We start from the raw sequence: 16,376 nt of genomic DNA on the forward strand, positions 1-16,376 counted from the left end.
GCCGCAGATTGTCATTTGGCAGGCTCTAAGTACAGTCCGGCAACGGCAAAATAAGACCATTCTCGTGGGAACATTGAGGCGCCGGGAGGAGCATTCACTGCCTTCCGGCAGCGCCTATCCGATTGAACGGGCGCCTAGCCGACACCCCTTATATTTCTGCCGCGAGTAAAAAACGTTCGTGCTAAGCGGATCAATAATCTTGAAGCAGTGGGCAACATTCGCGAGCTGCGGCCGTTGTTCACGATGTAATCGATCCAGCGGTCGGGACATCGATAGTCCGCCCGGTCTGGTGCACTGGGCATGCTGTTTACGTGTACATCCCATCGTGATATAGGTGGGTAACGCAGCCGTCCGACACAGTGCCACGTTCGATCGGGGCCGCCGACATTCCTCTGTTTAACTCATCATTGCGGGGTAGAACGATGAGCGAGATGACTGCACCGATCAACGACCTTGCAAAAAATGCTGATGTCGAAGCGCTCCCTGATCAGCGTCTTGCGCTGCGCACTGACGTCCTGATCGTCGGCGCGGGTCCAGTCGGACTCTTCGCCGCGTTCGAGGCTGGTGTCATTGGGTTGTCTTGCCATATCGTCGACGCATTGGCAGAAATAGGAGGCCAGTGCATCGAGCTGTATCCGGACAAGCCGATCTTCGATATCCCGGCGATTCCCGTTTGCACTGCACGCGAACTGGTCGAGCGGCTTGCCGAACAATGCCGCCCATTCGGGTTTCCGATTCATCTTGGCGAGCGCGTGATGAGCATTGCGCAGCGTGACAACGACAAACGCTGGACGGTCACCACGGATCAGGGGCGGGTGTTCGACGTGGCGGCGATATTGCTGTCGGCCGGTAACGGCGCGTTTGTGCCGCAACGCCTCGCGCTACCGGAAGCGCCAGCGCTGGAGGGCCAACATGTGCATTATGCGGTGCGCCAACTCGCGCAATTTGCCGATGCTCGCGTTATCGTCGCGGGCGGCGGCGATTCCGCGCTCGACTGGGCGCTTGCGCTGCGCAAGGTCGCCCGGCATGTGACGATCGTGCATCGACGCGACACGTTCCGGGCCATGGCCGCGACCGTCGAGCAGGTCAAGCAGGCAGCCGCGGCGGGTGAAATCGACATCGTGATCGGTGCGATCGCCGCGCTGCACGCGCCCGGTGGCGTACTGGATTCTGTCGCGATCAAGCAGATCGGCGGGGTCGTGACGCTCCCGGTCGACCATGTCGTTGCACTCTATGGACTTGTCGCCGACCTTGGGCCGATTGCGCACTGGGGGCTCGACATACGCGGTGGACGGATTGCGGTCGACACCTCGGGCTACGAAACGTCGCGCGCGGGCGTTTTCGCCGTGGGCGATATCGCTACCTATCCGAGCAAACAGAAATTGATCTTGTCGGGCTTCCATGAAGCGTCGCTTGCGCTGCGCAAAGCGTACACGTATGCGTTTCCAGAGAAACAACGTGTTCACGTTCACTCGAGCTACGATCACGCGCTGTCGGAACGGATCTTGGGCGCAATGCCACCCCCTGCGAGCGAGTCGGATGACGGTGCCTAGGTTTTCCGGGTAGACGGCACCCACCCCGAATAGCACCGTGCCCGACGGCCGCGGCCAGCTCACACGAACGCCCCATGCTCCGCCGTGCGCGACCGCACAAAGCGGCGCCATAGAAAGGTGCATCGATTTTTATCGATGCGATCGCCGTATTCCGCTTGCTGTTCGGGCAGCCGCTCGACAGGAGATGGCGGTCATAAAATTCGGACATCCGCACGTGAGATCCTTTCCGGTAAAGCTGTTTGGATAACGAAGGAATACCGATTTTGTTGCGAAATTCACAAAAAAATTCAAATAATGATTTGTATAACGAATAAATACCTAGAATTAACCTAGACAAAACTCGAACTGCCAATTTTTCAAATTGGCATCTGGGCGGTAACGGAGCGAACTCAGATGAATCAACCCATCGCTACCGATACAGCACCGGCCGATTTAGCGTGTCCGCCGGCCATGGCAGAACCGCTTTTGCAACTCCCGCTTCATTCTCCCGCAACAGCCTGTGCCTGTGGTTCATCCGAGCCTGACACGACCGTCGCACGCGGCGGCACCGATGCCCAAGACAAGCCTGTACCCACGGTATCTCATGGCTACCGCATCGATCCGGGTCCGGTCGAGTTCGCGGTACCGGGAACTCAAATTCGCTACGACTTTCACTACGGCGCACGCGTTCAGGTCGGCAGCGATCTCGTGCGCGTCAGGCTGATCGATCTCGATGACGATGTCACGCTTTACGACGACCAAGGGCAAAACGTGCTCGTTACCAGCACCAAACGCTATTACGTCCGTTTCCGCATCGAGGTGCTGCGCGACGGCAAGCTGCTGTTCGAACACAATTACGATGCACGGCACCGCAATGTGCTGATCAAGCTGCCGGTCGGCACCCTGGGCGACGCGTTGGCATGGTTTCCGTATGCCGAAGAGTTTCGCCGCAAACATGATTGCAAGCTGTATTGTGCCGTCGCGCCTGAGATCGCAGAGCTGTTCAAGGCGTCCTATCCCGAAATAAACTTTGTGCTACCCGAGGCTCAGGTGGCCGAATGTTATGCAACCTATCACCTGGGCATCTTCTTTCCTTGCGACGACCGCGCGCACCAACCGGTCGACTTCCGGGTGGTGGGTTTGCACAAGACGGTCGGCTATCTCTTGGGTGTGACGCCGGCCGAAATCAAGCCGATCGCCAAAGTATCGGATCCACGACGTCGCATTGCCGAGCCCTACGTGTGCATCGCGGCACAAGCTTCTACCCAGTGCAAATACTGGAACCATCCGACCGGCTGGCTCGAAACCGTCAAATTCCTGAAACAGCTCGGTTACCGCGTGCTGTGTATCGACAAGCAACCGGCGCATGGTCACGGTCTGTCGTGGAATCTGATTCCCTATGGCGCGGAGGATTTCACCGGCGATTTGTCGTTGCAGGAGCGCGCCAGCGTGCTGTTGCACGCCGACTTCTTCGTTGGACTGTCCAGCGGCCTGTCATGGTTGGCTTGCGCGGTAGGCACGCCGGTCGTGATGATCAGCGGTTTTACGCATCCCATCAACGAATTCGCTACGCCTTACCGCGTGATCAATTACCACGTGTGCAATAGCTGCTGGAACGATACGCGCATCGAGTTCGTCCACGACGACTTCATGTGGTGTCCGCGCCATAAGGGCACCGAGCGGCAATTCGAATGCTCGCGCTTTATCACTCCGGGTCAGGTCAAAGCCGCGATTCAGCAACTGCTCGCCGATCGCCGCGATCGGTTGGCGTCGCAAGCGGCGCGAGCGAGTCGCTAGCTAGTATGAACCGCATGAGCGGAAATTAGACGAATCGCGTTACTGCGCTAAACAGACACAGCGCAATGTCGTCACTTTCTCCATTTTTGGAGGACTTTGTCATGCCTACGCAACCTGTAAGTTCGCAACTCGACTTCTTGCTCGACGGCATGCAGAATTGTTGCGTCAGCTCCGGCAGCGACAATAGCGGGGCGTTTCCCACTCGGCCTGTGGCTGCTGCGGTCTTGATGACGATACCGTTGTGTACGCAACACGCATGGGCTCAAAACGTGATTTCCGGTCAGGTGGTCATCAGCGCGATCGTCAGCAATAACATGTTTCAAAACGTGCTCAGCGGCGGCACAGCTTTCTTCACGTCGGCGTTCAATCTTGGCCGTCAGGAGATATCGTTGGGTGGGCTAGCGAGCGGCACAGTGGTTTTCAATGGGGGTGCCCAAAGCAACGGCGGGCTCGCGATTGCCACCACGGCATTCCTTGGCGGGCAACAAGGCATTTTGTCGGGCGGCGTCGCAAGTACCACGATACTCAACGGCGGAGCGTTGGCTATTCTTTCTGGCGGCGTGGCGAGCGGCACGGTCGTCAATAGCGCCGGCGGTATCGCGGTGTCTTCCGGTGGGACGGCAATTGGCACTGCAGTGAATAGTGGGGTGCAGATCGTCGTGAACGGGGGTAGTTCAATCAGCACGACCGTTCTTCGCCAGGGTAGCGAACTTGTCAGAGGGCTCGCGAGTGCCACGGTACTCAGCGGCGGCCAACAATTTATTTCGTCGGACGGTGTGGCGAGCGGCACGGTCATCAATGGCAATTTTGGCTTTCAGGACGTGGGCGCATCGGCAATCGCAACTGGCACTCTGATTGCTAACGGCGGTCAACAGGCTGTCGAGCCCGGCGGTCTTGCGACCAGCACAACGGTCTCCAGCGGCGGCTTCCAAAATGTGTCTGGGCTCGCGAGCGCCACACTCGTCGACGGCGGCTTCCAGGCCATCGCTGGCGGCACCGCCGTGTCGACCACCGTTGTCAATGGTGGCCTTCAAGTCGTGGGACCAGGCGGGCCGTTTGGAACGGTCGTGACTGGGAGTGCGATTGCAACGATCGTAACGGGGAGTGCCGAGCAAGCCGTCTTGTCCGGTGGCGTCGCGGTGTCGACCATGGTGGGTGGCGCAGCAGCAGGCAGTCTACAAACGGTGCAGCCTGGAGGGACGGCGGTGTCGACCACATTGCTTACCAACGGCGTGCAGAATTTGGTGGGCGGCACAGCCTCAAGCACCATCATTTCTGCGGGCGGGCTCCAAATTATCCAGAACACCACCGTTGGCAACTTGGTAATCGATGGCGGCGCCGTTTCAACAACGATCGGTGCCCGCGGGGAACAGCGTATTAGCGCGGGAGGCTCGGCGAGCGTCACCGAGATCGGTAGTGGTGGTCTGCAAAGCATCTTTTCCGGCGGTACCGCGATCAGCACGGCAATTCTTGGTGCCGGGCAGCAAATTGTCGCGGCAGGCGGCATCGCTAATCTGACTACGGTCAACAGTGGCGGCGCGGAAGTCGTGTCCACAGGTGCAGTGGCGAACAGCACCGTGGTCAATAGCGGCGGGGTATTGACAGTGGCATCGGGCGGTACGGCCAATCAAGCCGTGATCGGTGCGCAAGTCGATGCTGTCAATGGCGCCGCGTTCAACGATACCGCGATCGTTGACGGTGGCCAACTGAATACCTATTCCGGCTCGCTCATCGGCGGCATCACGACCATTGCCGGCACACTCGCGATCCAGGACACCAACGAGCAATTCGGGACTCTCACGCTCGCGGGAGGTACCTTGCAGTTCGGCGCAGCGAACACGCAGCCTACCTCGTTCATTTCCACTACCGTCAACACCCTGAACGGCAGTGGCGTGGTCTCGATGAGAACCGACGTCGCCGCGCAAAACGGCGACTTCCTCACCGTGAACAATGCCCAAACCAGCCAGCAGGTTCTTGTACATGACTACTACGACGGCCGTGCGCTGGATCCGACTCAGCGCCTGCGGCTCATCAGCGCCAGCGGTCCCGCTGTATTTAGCCTGGTCAACGGCGCCACCGATGTCGGCGCCTATCAATACGGGCTCGTCAATCAAGGCGGGGATTGGTATCTATTCAATCTCGGCACGCGTACCGAGACCGCCGACTCCGCGCAGGCGGCAGCGCAGGCTGCCAGTTTGGTCTGGTACGGCGAATTGCAGCCGCTCTATCGCCGCCTCGGTGAACTGCGACTTAATCCCGCCGGCGACGGTGTGTGGGCGCGCACCTATGGCGATTCGGTGCATGTCACACCGACCAATGCGGTCGGTGTGAATATCGCCCAGTACGGTGTGGAGGCCGGCGTCGATCACCGCTTCGCCACCGATTTAGGCGCGTGGTACCTCGGCATGGTGGCCGGCACCGGTTGGGTCAATCAGACCTTCGCCAATAACAGCGGCACCGGTAGTGCGACGCCATGGACTATAGGCACTTATGCGACCTGGATGTCCAACGCGGGTTGGTATGGCGACTTCGTCGTCAAATACAACAATATCGATCAGAAGATCAGTACCACCGCGGCTGACGGCCAGGGCGCGAGCTATCGGAAAAACGGCTATACGGTGTCGGCGAGGGCGGACGCTGCTTCGAGCTGGCGCAGCGCCGGTTTGTCGATCCGCAGGTCGAGACGGGACGAATTGCCGAATGAGTTGCAGTCTCCGCGCCCTGCTAGAGATAACTTATGTTTAACCATGCGCTACCGGAAACTGAACCTGCGGTAACGGTTTGATCCGTCTTTATGTATCGAACGCGAAAATCAAACGATTGTAGAGTCAGGGAATCCAGGTTTAGCGGGGCAGCTTGCATCGGAATTGGTTCATTCAATGTGAGCGGCGTTTCACTGGTTGCTGAAAATAGAGCCAATCCTACGCCTCGGGCAGCAGGCTTTTCTGAGGCAACGGGCAGCAAATTAGTTCCTGCGCCTTGGCCGTCTGGCGAGGTAATCGTTATCTGCATTGGAATATTGTGAACATTTGGAAGACACGAAGCCTCGAAATGGGCGAGTTTCTCCCCTTTTGTGATTGCTGAGCCGTTTGCCTGAAGGTCGCTTGGCGAGATATTGCCAAGAGTGATAGTTTGCGCTTGGTAAGCAGGTGAAACGACGCAGGGAATCACAGTGATATGCGGCGCTCCCAACGGCCAAACCCGGGGGTAGACCATTGCAGTGCTGAAACTGAACGACATGTTCAAATTAAAACCTGATGTCCAACCGATGGGCCCGGGGCCATCGTAGGTCCAGACCCAACTAAACATCAGATCTCCTGGATCCAAATAAACTCCCCGCCGTCCGTTGCGGGCAGTGATCGGCAATAACAAGGGCTTGGCGAACACGCAGCCGCGAGCTAATTGGCCAGTGGAAAGGTCTCCTTGCTGGGTATATGGCATTGCGTCATTGAAGCGACACTTCTCTGAAAAGACCCGTTGACCTCTATAGGTCATCTCTATGCTCACAGAGGTGTTTGCGGCGTCGCCGCCGGGACCAATAGAATGGTTATGAGACTCAAACGTATCGCTTTTTTCCCCAAAATTCAAATCCAAATTGGGGGTGGGCATTTCATAGTAGTCAGGACTCTTATCATCGCAATCGGCAAACATCCCTGCAGTCGTGGGGTCAATATTGTCTGGAAGTAGAGTCCCTCGACCCTGATAGAGAATTGTGCCTGGCATCAGCGTAGGCGTCACTGTTATGGCGGTTGTGCCACTGATCCTATAGATATTGTCGAAAGGAGTACATCCAGTAGTCGTTGTTGTTTGACCAGCCGCGGATAAGGACAGCGTAATCGCCCAAGCGGTAAGTATTTTTCTGACAATGTTCATTCGGTTTTTGTCTTTGTTCGAGGATATATTTGTTGGGGCACGCGTATCAGTGCCCCAGCAAACATCAAACGCCGGGATCATGCTGCGCTGCGCGACTGAACAGTGCGTAAGCAAGGCGACTGCTCGTAAAGACCACTGCCCATAAAGGATGGAATTATGACGTGTTCGAAGCGACCGCATAAGGTTAAACAGTCTGATTCTGTGTGTCGCCCAAGTTGTGTCGGCAGCCGTCTAATTTGATCTTTAGGTCGCGCTCAAATGGACGGCCGATAACCTGAAGCCTGTGCGCCGAAGTCGAATTAGGAAATAGATGTAGGCAATCCCGCCACACTGCCGGCCGCATCGGCAGCTCATTCATCCGTTACTCCCGAGACTCGAGCCGATGAATTTAGTCACGACCACCTCGATATACCTTGGAACAGTCGGAAGGAAGGAAAGCGGTGCCGACAACAGCGCATATATTGTTCGTGTACGACTCGGGACGAGCGATGCGTTCGAAGCGCTTTGCGCCAACAGCGACAGCATGGCTACGTTCGGTACGGTGGACGTACCATAGAGGATGTCGCCGATTGGTGGAACACGCGAGCCCGCGGTTTGTAGTTGCGGCGTCAGGTTCGGTGGGCCAGCGGTTGCACGTGCTATCAGTGTGGTCGTAAGAGCGCGCTTGCCGGGAAAGTGTTGGCGCAGCGCGTCTATGTTCAGGGCTACCACAGGCCGTCGCGCTTTTCAGGTAGCCTCCGGGCCGTGCTGCCCGAATGCGAGCAGCTGCCTCCACCAATCTAGAGGTTGTCAAGAAGCAGAGGTGCGTTCAAATCGCTCACCAGTATTGCTTTACGTCCCACATAGTTGCTGGGCCGCAGCCAAGGACATCCGCGATTTCGCGCCGCACACGCTTAGTCGGTGCACCCACTATCGAAATTCTCAGCGCCGCATTAGCAACAATAGCACCAGGCATCCCGAGTCGCGTTTCTTACGAAGGTTAAATGGTCTTATTTTGTGCTCAACTAGCTGTGGCCAATGTGTAAATATTTACAGTGTGCGTTGCATTCACGGGAAGTCGCTCTTTCCCTACGAAAATACGATTAGTACTACGATATTTTTATTCAAGAAGAATTTTAATTTCAATATTTATACCTTTTAGGTTTTCTTAACCTAAAAAATCGGACTGTTTGACCTATGAGCGGTGTGGGATGTCGAAGATAATCTCTGGCTTTGTCGGAAGTGACAATGCGATTTCGTTATGGTCAACGCGCTCGGTGTATTCGGAAAATTTATTGCTGCGGTGGGGCGACTTATGCAGCAAGCGCAGGACGCGTCCGGGCTTTCAGCAAGTCCGGTCCGCAACGAACCCTCATGGCACTTCGGCGTCACGAGTAGGGCAAAGCCGCATCACGCGGCGAATTCTTTTAATTTAGTTGGATGTAGATAGAGGTTTATATGAAAAAGTTGTCTCGCACTCTTGTAACCCTGGGTGTACTGGGCGCATGTGCTGCTCCCATTTCATCTTTCGCCGCCGATGGCACGATCACCTTCGTGGGCTCGGTCATTTCTTCGACGTGTAACGTCAATAGCGCTGGCGCGGGCAATCAAGGCGATAAGACGGTTACCTTGCCGCCCGTCGCCGAAGACACACTTAAAAGTCCTGGAGCGGTTGCCGGCACCACCCCGTTGATTATCACGCTGCAGGGTTGCGGAAATGCTACGTATCACAATGCTTACGCTGTCTGGGAACTGAATAATGCACCGGTCGACTTGAACGGCAATTTGCAAAACATTGCAACCACGCTCCCTGCAACAGGCGTTGCGATCCAGCTCTTGAACAACGGCCTTGTGCCGATCAACCTCCGGAACTCAAACAACGGCGTGCCGGGTCCCTCGACCGGGGAAACAGCGGCAACCCTTGATGCCTCCGGCAACGGAACACTCAACTATTACGCTCAGTATTACGCCAACGCCGCTGCTGTGGCCGGTGCAGTAAGCAGCCGTATCCAGTTTTCCATCGCGTATCAATAAGTCATTCGTACAGCGTTAATTGATGTCTTCGCGAGCGTGCCTAGTGGTGCGCTCGTTTTTAATGGTGTCCCTTATGAAAGTCCGATCGGTCTTAGCTTGTAGCATCTTTTCCGCAGGGCTCTGCGCTAACCTCGCGCAAGCAAGCGTGACTATCAGCGGAACCCGAGTCATTTATCCGGCGGACTCGAACGAGGTCACTGTCAAGTTATCAAACGACAGCGATGTCCCGGCCCTCGTGGAAGCGTGGATAGACGACGGCGATTCAAAAGCCGCTCCCGAAAAAGTCGATGTGCCATTTAATATTGCGCCGCAATTGTTTCGGATCGAAGCACACAAAAACCAATCGCTTCGTATCGTGTACACCGGCGAGGCGTTGCCGCAAGACCGGGAAAGCGTGTTCTGGCTCAATACATTGGATATACCGCCAAAGCCTAAACAGGAGGGGGATCGCAATGTGCTTCAGTTTGCGGTACGCACCCGCATCAAGCTGTTCTTTCGGCCTACAAAGCTTGGAGGTTCCCCGGAGGAAGCCGCAGCGAAGCTTGTTTGCAGCAGGGTTTTGAATGACAAGTCGGGAAAATTGACTCTCCGCTGCCAAAATTCCAGCCCGTACCACATCTCCGTTTCGGAGCTGTCTCTTATCTCGGCAGGGCAGAGCGTCAAGAATGACAGGGGCGGAATGATCAAGCCCAATGAAAGTTACGATTTTGAATTATCCAAATCATTGAGCGATTCGGCCGCGCCAATAACGCTTCAGTACTTCGCCATTGACGATTATGGCAGCGCTCGGAAGTACGAGATGCCGCTCGACCGATAGTCAAGCCTGCACGTCGGCCGAAGACCATTCGTGCCGCGTTCTCCCTCAAGAATTTTAATCACCTGCCAACACGGTGGGCGATCTGACGTGTGTATCAAATGAACCGAAGCATTCCGACACCGCGCATGCGACCCATCAGCGCAATTGTAGCCAGTTGCGTTGCAGCCACCTGCTCGCATGCGCAAGCCGATGATGCGGCGGTTCAGGTTGCGGACGCCGAGTTCAGTTACGCATTTCTTCCGCAGGCCACGCGGCAGAGCGTGGACTTGAAACGGTTTTCGCATGGAAACCCCGTTATGCCTGGGACTTATCGTGCCGACATCTATATCAACGATGTCTGGGCTAGTCGCGAAGACATTGAATTCCGGGACGAACAAGGGGGCGAGAATGCGCGGCCGTGTCTATCGAGCGAGATGCTCGATAAATTGGGTGTCGATTTTTCAAAATTTCCTAAACCGCCTGAAGTTACCGCTGGTGAGGCGTGCCGCGTGCCATCCGATCTAGTGCCGGGCTCCGTCGCTACTTTCGACCAAAGTGAGCAACGCCTGGACATCAGCGTGCCGCAGGCGTACATGAAGCGCTCCGCTCGCGGGTATGTCGATCCAAAAAACTGGGACCATGGCGTAACCGCAGGCTTCGTCAACTATAACGCCAACACGTTCCGGGTAAATGGCGGTGGTATAGCGTCCAACCAGGCGTACCTGGGTCTTAACACGGGCTTGAACGTCGGTTCCTGGTATTTTGGGCATCAGTCGTCGCTTTCATCCGCTTCGGGGACCGGAACGAAATGGCAGGACATCGCGACCTATGTGATGCATGACCTGCCTGGTCTGCATGCTCGCGTGACTCTCGGCGATACATTTACCAGTGGCGATTTGCTCGATAGCGTTGCCATACGCGGGGGCGTGCTGGCGACCGACGATCGCATGCTGCCCGAATCGATGCGTGGATATGCGCCGGTGGTCCGCGGTATTGCCAACTCCAACGCAAAAGTCACCGTGCGGCAAAATGGCGTGCTCCTGTACGAGACGACGGTAGCGCCCGGACCCTTTCAAATCGACGACCTGTATCCCACGGGTTATGGTGGCGATCTAGACGTCATCATCACTGAATCGGACGGCAGCATACGCACTTTCCAGATGCCGTACGCAGCGGTGCCTCAGTCATTGCGTCCCGGTCAGTATCGATACAATGTGTCCGCGGGGCAGGTGCGTGCACACAACTTGTCGTCCGCACCCATCGTCGTCCAGGCTACGTTGCAGAGAGGGCTTAACAATACTTTCACGGGATATGTCGGCACAACGGCGTCGTCGGGGTATGCGTCGGCGCTTTTTGGCGTCGCCGCGAATACCTCCGTCGGGGCAATCGGTGCGGACATTACGTTTTCTGCAACCGAGGTTCCGGGGGAAAACCGCATGGTCGGACAGAGCGCTCGGCTCAGCTATAGCAAGTTGGTCAGCGCAACGAACACAAACTTCTCTCTCGCGGCGTATCGCTATTCCAGTAGTGGCTTTTTGAGCTTTAACGACGCTTTATATGTTCGAGATCAAGCAAGTCATCCGAAGTCAGATTCCTCGCCGATCGGCCGGCAACGCCACCAGTTGCAGTTGAACGTGAACCAGTCTCTGGGCCGATATGGATCCGTGTTTGCGAGCGGGTCAGTGCGGGACTATTGGAACAGCCGGGGCCGGGATGTCCAGTTTCAAGTTGGCTACAGTGGCAGTATTTCTTCCGTCGGATACAGTCTGTCTGCAACGCGCACTCGAAACCTGTTTGGCAAAACGGATACCCAATACTTTGCTCAACTCTCGATCCCGTTGGGCCGCGGGTCGAGAATGTCGTCGCTGAACACCAGTGTTTCACGCCTCGGCGACAATACAAATATTCAGTCGACCTTGAGTGGTTCTTTCGGCACAGCGAATTCGATTGGGTATAGCGTGTACGGCACACACTCGGCCGGCGCAAGCTCAAGCTATGGTGCAAGCGCAAACACGGCTTTGTCGTACGCAAACGTTGGCGCATCAGTCGGTCGGACTGGTAATCGAACACAGTCGTCTTTGAATGTCAGCGGCGGTATCGTCGCACATCCTGGCGGCGTGACATTTTCTCAATCGCTCGGAGACACGTTTGCCATTGTTCGGGCAAAGGGCGCGGAGGGCGCCGCTGTTGTCAATGCGCAGGGTGTGCATGTGAACCGTTTTGGTTACGCGGTAGTGCCTTATCTTTCTCCTTATTTGAATAACACCATTGAGATCGATCCCAAAGGGTCTTCGTTGAATGTACAGCTAAAGACCACGAGTGCTCGTGTTGCGCCATTCGCAGGTGCTGCGGTAATGCTCAACTTCGATACCGAGGAGGGCCGTGCCTTCATCGTCAAAGCACATCGTAAAGACGGTGAGATGCTGCCTTTCGGCGCCTCCGTACTCGACGAAAGCGGTACGCCGGTCGGCACAGTCGGGCAAGCGAACCGTATTTTAGTGCGCTCGGACAAAGAATCCGGCGTGCTCAAAGTCCAATGGGGCAAAAACAGCAACCGTGAGTGCATGATCGGTTATCACTTGTCGAAGAAACAAACATCCAAGGGACGTGTGAAATTTGAAGTGATCAATGCACCTTGTGTCGAGCAGTTTGAAGCGAATGACACGGAACATCCCAAAGCGCTGATCTCGGAGAATCGACCCGGCGGATAAGCGATCGGCAGTGGCGGCGACGCTTGGATCCGCTTTATTGCTACTCCACGAAAAGCATGGCAGGCTGCTCCAACAGTACGCGCACTGCCTGGATAAATTCCGCCGCATCGATGCCGTCGACAACGCGGTGATCGAATGAGGATGAGAGGTTCATGAGTTTGCGCGCCACCACGGTGCCGTTACGAATCATGGGCCGCTCGATGATCCGATTCACACCCACGATGGCAACTTCGGGACGGTTGATGACTGGCGTGGTGACGATGCCGCCCAATGCCCCGAGGCTGGTAATCGTAATCGTCGCCCCCGAGAGTTCCTCGCGCTCGGCCCGGCCGTTACGCACTGCCTGGGCCAGCCGCGATATCTCGGCGCCTATCGACCACAGGTCGCGCGTTTCTGCATGGCGCAGTACCGGTACCATCAAACCCGCCTTACTTTGCGTGGCAACGCCGATATGCACGGCACCATAGCGCGTCACTACGCCAGCCTCGTCGTCAAAACGCGCATTGATCTGCGGGAAATCGCGCAATGCGATCGCCATGGCACGCGCCAGTAGCGGCAATACCGTCAGCCGGCCTCGCTCCTCGCCCCACTTCCGGTTCAATTGCGCACGCAGCTCTTCCAGCTCGGTGACGTCGATTTCCTCGACATAGCTGAAATGCGGAATGTGCCGCTTGGCCTCCTGCATTTTCTGCGCGATCTTTCGGCGTAATCCGATAACCGGCACTGGGTCTTCGTTGTTGCGCTCTATGTAGCCCGTCCGCGCGGTGGCCGTGCCTGCTCGGCCTTGCAAATAGGTATCCAGATCTTCGTGCAGGATGCGGCCGGCCGGGCCCGTGCCGTGTAAGAGGCGCAGCTCGATGCCCAGATCTGAGGCGCGCTTGCGCACAGCGGGGGAGGCAAGGGCGTGTTCTCCCGGTGGGTGCGCGGCGGATACCGTATCCTGCGAGCCCTCGTCGGTCCTCGAAAGACGCTCGGTGACGTCGCTTGTGTCCTCGCTTGTCTCCGGGGATATGCCCTCGGTGAGGGTGTTCGGCGCTACCGCCTGAGCAATCTGCTCGGCGGCCATGGCGTTTTCCTGCACGTCGGTTTTCTGGTTACCCGCGCCCTCGATCTGCAATCGGATCAGCTCGCTCCCGACCGCTAGAAAGTTGCCCACGTCGCCACCTCGTGCAATCACCGTCCCGGCCACGGGCGACGGAATCTCGACTGTCGCCTTGTCGGTCATGACATCTGCGAGCGCTTGGTCCTCGACCACCGTATCGCCGACATTCACATGCCAGGCTGCGAGCTCGACTTCGGCAATGCCTTCGCCGATATCTGGAATCTTGATGACATGCATGCCCATCTCATACCTCCATGACGCGTTGCAGTGCTTCACCTACTCGGCGAGGTCCGGGAAAATACGCCCATTCCTGCGCATGCGGATAGGGTGTGTCCCAACCGGTAACCCGTTCGACAGGCGCCTCCAAACTGTAGAAGCAATGTTCCTGCACCAGCGAGACGAGCTCCGCGCCGAAGCCGCAGGTACGGGTGGCTTCGTGTACCACCACGCAACGCCCGGTTTTCCGTACCGAGTTCACGATCGTGTCCAGATCCAGCGGCCAGAGACTACGCAAATCGATGACCTCGGCGTCGATGCCGGTTTCCTCCGCGGCGGCCAGCGACACATAGACCGTCGTGCCGTAGGTCAACACCGTGACGGCTTCTCCGGGGCGCACAACAGCGGCGGACTCCAAGGCAACCGTGTAATAACCCTCGGGCACAGCGCTGGCGGGATGCTTGATCCAGGACGTGACCGGCCGCTCGTGATGTCCGTCAAACGGGCCGTTATAGAGACGCTTGGGTTCCAGAAAAATCACCGGATCGTCATTTTCGATCGCCGCGATCAGCAGGCCCTTTGCGTCGTACGGATTCGAGGGCATGACCGTGCGCAAACCGCATACCTGGGTGAACATGGCCTCGGGGCTTTGACTATGGGTCTGCCCACCGTAGATACCGCCGCCGCACGGCATGCGTATCGTCATAGGCGCGATGAATTCGGCCGCCGACCGGTAGCGCAAGCGCGCGGCCTCTGAAACGATCTGATCGGAAGCGGGGTAGAAATAATCGGCGAACTGAATTTCGCAGACGGGCCGCAAGCCATAGGCGCCCATACCCACGGCGACGCCCACGATGCCGCCTTCGGAAATGGGCGTATCGAATACGCGCGAGGTACCGTACTTGGTCTGCAAGCCTTCGGTACAGCGAAACACTCCGCCGAAGTAGCCGACGTCCTGCCCAAACACCACTACGTTGCCGTCGCGTTCGAGCATGACATCCATGGCCGAGCGCAAAGCCTGGATCAGGGTCATCGGCGTTGTGACCGGACCCGCCTCTTTTTCTGTAGCCATGATCAAACTCCGAGCTGCAGACGCTGCTGGCGCAGATGCTCCGGCATGTCCTTGTAGACGTCATCGAATATGCTGGTGGCACTCGGGACGTGCCCGTCGTCAACCAGCGTACCGTAGCGTTCGGCTTCCTTTTGCGCGGCCAGGATCTCGGCTTCCAGCGAGGCCTTCAAGTCGTCGTGCGCCCGATCCGACCAGATTCCCAGAGCGATCAAATGCTTCTTGAACCGTGCGATCGGATCCCCCAAAGGAAAGTCGCTCCAGTCATCGCCTGGCCGGTATTTCGATGGGTCGTCGGATGTCGAGTGCGGACCTGCCCGGTAAGTGACCCACTCGATGAGCGTCGGCCCCAGATTGCGACGAGCGCGCTCGGCGGCCCAGCGCGACGCGGCATACACAGCCAGGAAGTCGTTGCCGTCCACGCGCAACGATGCGATGCCGCATCCCACACCGCGCCCGGCGAAGGTTGTGCCCTCGCCACCGGCGATTGCCTGAAAGGTCGAGATGGCCCATTGGTTGTTGACTACGTTGAGGATCACCGGAGCGCGATACACGTGCGCAAAGGTCAGTGCGGTGTGAAAGTCGGCTTCGGCCGTGGCGCCGTCGCCTATCCAAGCGGATGCGATCTTGGTGTCACCCTTGATCGCCGACGCCATGGCCCAGCCCACAGCCTGGATAAATTGGGTGGCGAGATTGCCGGAGATTGTGAAGAAACCGGCCTCGCGCACTGAATACATCACGGGCAGTTGGCGTCCTTTCAACGGGTCTCGCTCATTGGACATCAACTGGCACATCAGGTCGACCAGCGATACATCGCGCGTGAGCAGAATGCTTTGCTGTCGATAGGTGGGAAAGCACATGTCGCCCTTGTCGAGCGCCATGGCTTGCGCGGAGCCGATGGCTTCTTCGCCCAAGCTCTGCATGTAAAACGAGATTTTCTTCTGGCGTTGCGCGATCAGCATGCGTGCATCGAAGACGCGTGTTTTCAGCATGGCCCGCATGCCGGAACGCAACAGATCGTGGCTGACGTCGGGCGCCCAAGGTCCGACAGCTTGACCGTCATCGTCGATTACACGGATCAAACCATATGCCAGGTCACGGGTATCGGCTGCCGCGACATCGATGGGGGGTTGGCGCACCTCGCCGGCTGGCGAGAGATGTAGATAGGAAAAGTCGGTCTTGCAGCCCGGGCGCCCGGTCGGCTCCGGCACGTGCAATTTCAGCGGCCCATATTGGCTCATCTGTTTGTCTCCACGTTTGATTATGT

At 57.3% G+C, this 16,376-nt stretch carries 10 protein-coding genes; 6 read left to right on the forward strand and 4 right to left on the reverse strand.

The window, feature by feature from the left end; translation table 11 throughout:
- The first annotated feature begins 431 nt into the window (after positions 1-431).
- From GSQ77_RS26600 to GSQ77_RS26610, 3 genes are all read left to right on the forward strand, one after another.
- Positions 432-1,553 carry an NAD(P)/FAD-dependent oxidoreductase gene (locus GSQ77_RS26600; RefSeq protein ID WP_158907048.1) on the forward strand — a complete coding sequence of 374 codons (1,122 nt, stop codon included), beginning with the start codon at positions 432-434 and terminating at the stop codon, positions 1,551-1,553.
- A 393-nt stretch (positions 1,554-1,946) separates the two neighbouring features.
- A complete protein-coding gene (locus GSQ77_RS26605; protein ID WP_158906719.1) occupies positions 1,947-3,329 on the forward strand; it encodes an autotransporter strand-loop-strand O-heptosyltransferase in 1,383 nt (460 codons plus the stop codon).
- Positions 3,330-3,430: 101 nt separating this feature from the next.
- Positions 3,431-6,106 (forward strand): autotransporter outer membrane beta-barrel domain-containing protein, encoded by a 2,676-nt coding sequence (locus GSQ77_RS26610; protein ID WP_158906721.1) that lies wholly within the window; start codon positions 3,431-3,433, stop codon positions 6,104-6,106.
- Here GSQ77_RS26610 and GSQ77_RS26615 read toward each other — a convergent pair.
- Positions 6,054-7,202 (reverse strand): fimbrial protein, encoded by a 1,149-nt coding sequence (locus GSQ77_RS26615; RefSeq protein WP_158906723.1) that lies wholly within the window; start codon positions 7,200-7,202, stop codon positions 6,054-6,056. The two genes, GSQ77_RS26610 and GSQ77_RS26615, sit on opposite strands and share 53 nt — an antisense overlap.
- A 1,437-nt stretch (positions 7,203-8,639) precedes the next feature.
- Here GSQ77_RS26615 and GSQ77_RS26620 point away from each other — a divergent pair.
- The 3 genes from GSQ77_RS26620 (at position 8,640) to GSQ77_RS26630 (ending at position 12,722) form a co-directional block, all read left to right on the forward strand.
- Complete coding sequence (locus tag GSQ77_RS26620; RefSeq protein WP_158906725.1) at positions 8,640-9,215, forward strand: fimbrial protein; 576 nt, start codon at positions 8,640-8,642, stop codon at positions 9,213-9,215.
- A 73-nt stretch (positions 9,216-9,288) separates the two neighbouring features.
- Positions 9,289-10,032 carry a molecular chaperone gene (locus GSQ77_RS26625; protein ID WP_158906727.1) on the forward strand — a complete coding sequence of 248 codons (744 nt, stop codon included), beginning with the start codon at positions 9,289-9,291 and terminating at the stop codon, positions 10,030-10,032.
- Positions 10,033-10,157: 125 nt separating this feature from the next.
- Complete coding sequence (locus GSQ77_RS26630; protein ID WP_367889704.1) at positions 10,158-12,722, forward strand: fimbria/pilus outer membrane usher protein; 2,565 nt, start codon at positions 10,158-10,160, stop codon at positions 12,720-12,722.
- A 40-nt stretch (positions 12,723-12,762) separates the two neighbouring features.
- On the opposite strand, the gene GSQ77_RS26635 is transcribed toward GSQ77_RS26630, so the two are convergent.
- The 3 genes from GSQ77_RS26635 to GSQ77_RS26645 are packed head-to-tail and all read right to left on the reverse strand — an operon-like array spanning position 12,763 to position 16,350.
- Positions 12,763-14,067 (reverse strand): dihydrolipoamide acetyltransferase family protein, encoded by a 1,305-nt coding sequence (locus tag GSQ77_RS26635; protein ID WP_158906731.1) that lies wholly within the window; start codon positions 14,065-14,067, stop codon positions 12,763-12,765.
- 1 nt (position 14,068) lies between these two features.
- Positions 14,069-15,112, reverse strand: coding sequence for an alpha-ketoacid dehydrogenase subunit beta (locus GSQ77_RS26640; protein ID WP_158906733.1), 1,044 nt, complete (start codon positions 15,110-15,112; stop codon positions 14,069-14,071).
- A gap of 2 nt (positions 15,113-15,114) precedes the next feature.
- Positions 15,115-16,350, reverse strand: coding sequence for a 3-methyl-2-oxobutanoate dehydrogenase (2-methylpropanoyl-transferring) subunit alpha (locus GSQ77_RS26645; protein WP_158906735.1), 1,236 nt, complete (start codon positions 16,348-16,350; stop codon positions 15,115-15,117).
- Positions 16,351-16,376 lie beyond the last annotated feature (26 nt).

It is taken from the genome of Burkholderia sp. L27(2015) (assembly GCF_009765705.1).
GTDB lineage: Bacteria > Pseudomonadota > Gammaproteobacteria > Burkholderiales > Burkholderiaceae > LMUX01.

Coding starts and splice junctions, on each gene's coding strand:
- GSQ77_RS26600 (WP_158907048.1), top strand. CDS start 432: ATGACTGCACCGATCAACGACCTTGCAAAAAATGCTGATGTCGAAGCG.
- GSQ77_RS26605 (WP_158906719.1), top strand. CDS start 1,947: ATGAATCAACCCATCGCTACCGATACAGCACCGGCCGATTTAGCGTGT.
- GSQ77_RS26610 (WP_158906721.1), top strand. CDS start 3,431: ATGCCTACGCAACCTGTAAGTTCGCAACTCGACTTCTTGCTCGACGGC.
- GSQ77_RS26615 (WP_158906723.1), bottom strand. CDS start 7,202: ATGAACATTGTCAGAAAAATACTTACCGCTTGGGCGATTACGCTGTCC.
- GSQ77_RS26620 (WP_158906725.1), top strand. CDS start 8,640: ATGAAAAAGTTGTCTCGCACTCTTGTAACCCTGGGTGTACTGGGCGCA.
- GSQ77_RS26625 (WP_158906727.1), top strand. CDS start 9,289: ATGAAAGTCCGATCGGTCTTAGCTTGTAGCATCTTTTCCGCAGGGCTC.
- GSQ77_RS26630 (WP_367889704.1), top strand. CDS start 10,158: ATGCGACCCATCAGCGCAATTGTAGCCAGTTGCGTTGCAGCCACCTGC.
- GSQ77_RS26635 (WP_158906731.1), bottom strand. CDS start 14,067: ATGGGCATGCATGTCATCAAGATTCCAGATATCGGCGAAGGCATTGCC.
- GSQ77_RS26640 (WP_158906733.1), bottom strand. CDS start 15,112: ATGGCTACAGAAAAAGAGGCGGGTCCGGTCACAACGCCGATGACCCTG.
- GSQ77_RS26645 (WP_158906735.1), bottom strand. CDS start 16,350: ATGAGCCAATATGGGCCGCTGAAATTGCACGTGCCGGAGCCGACCGGG.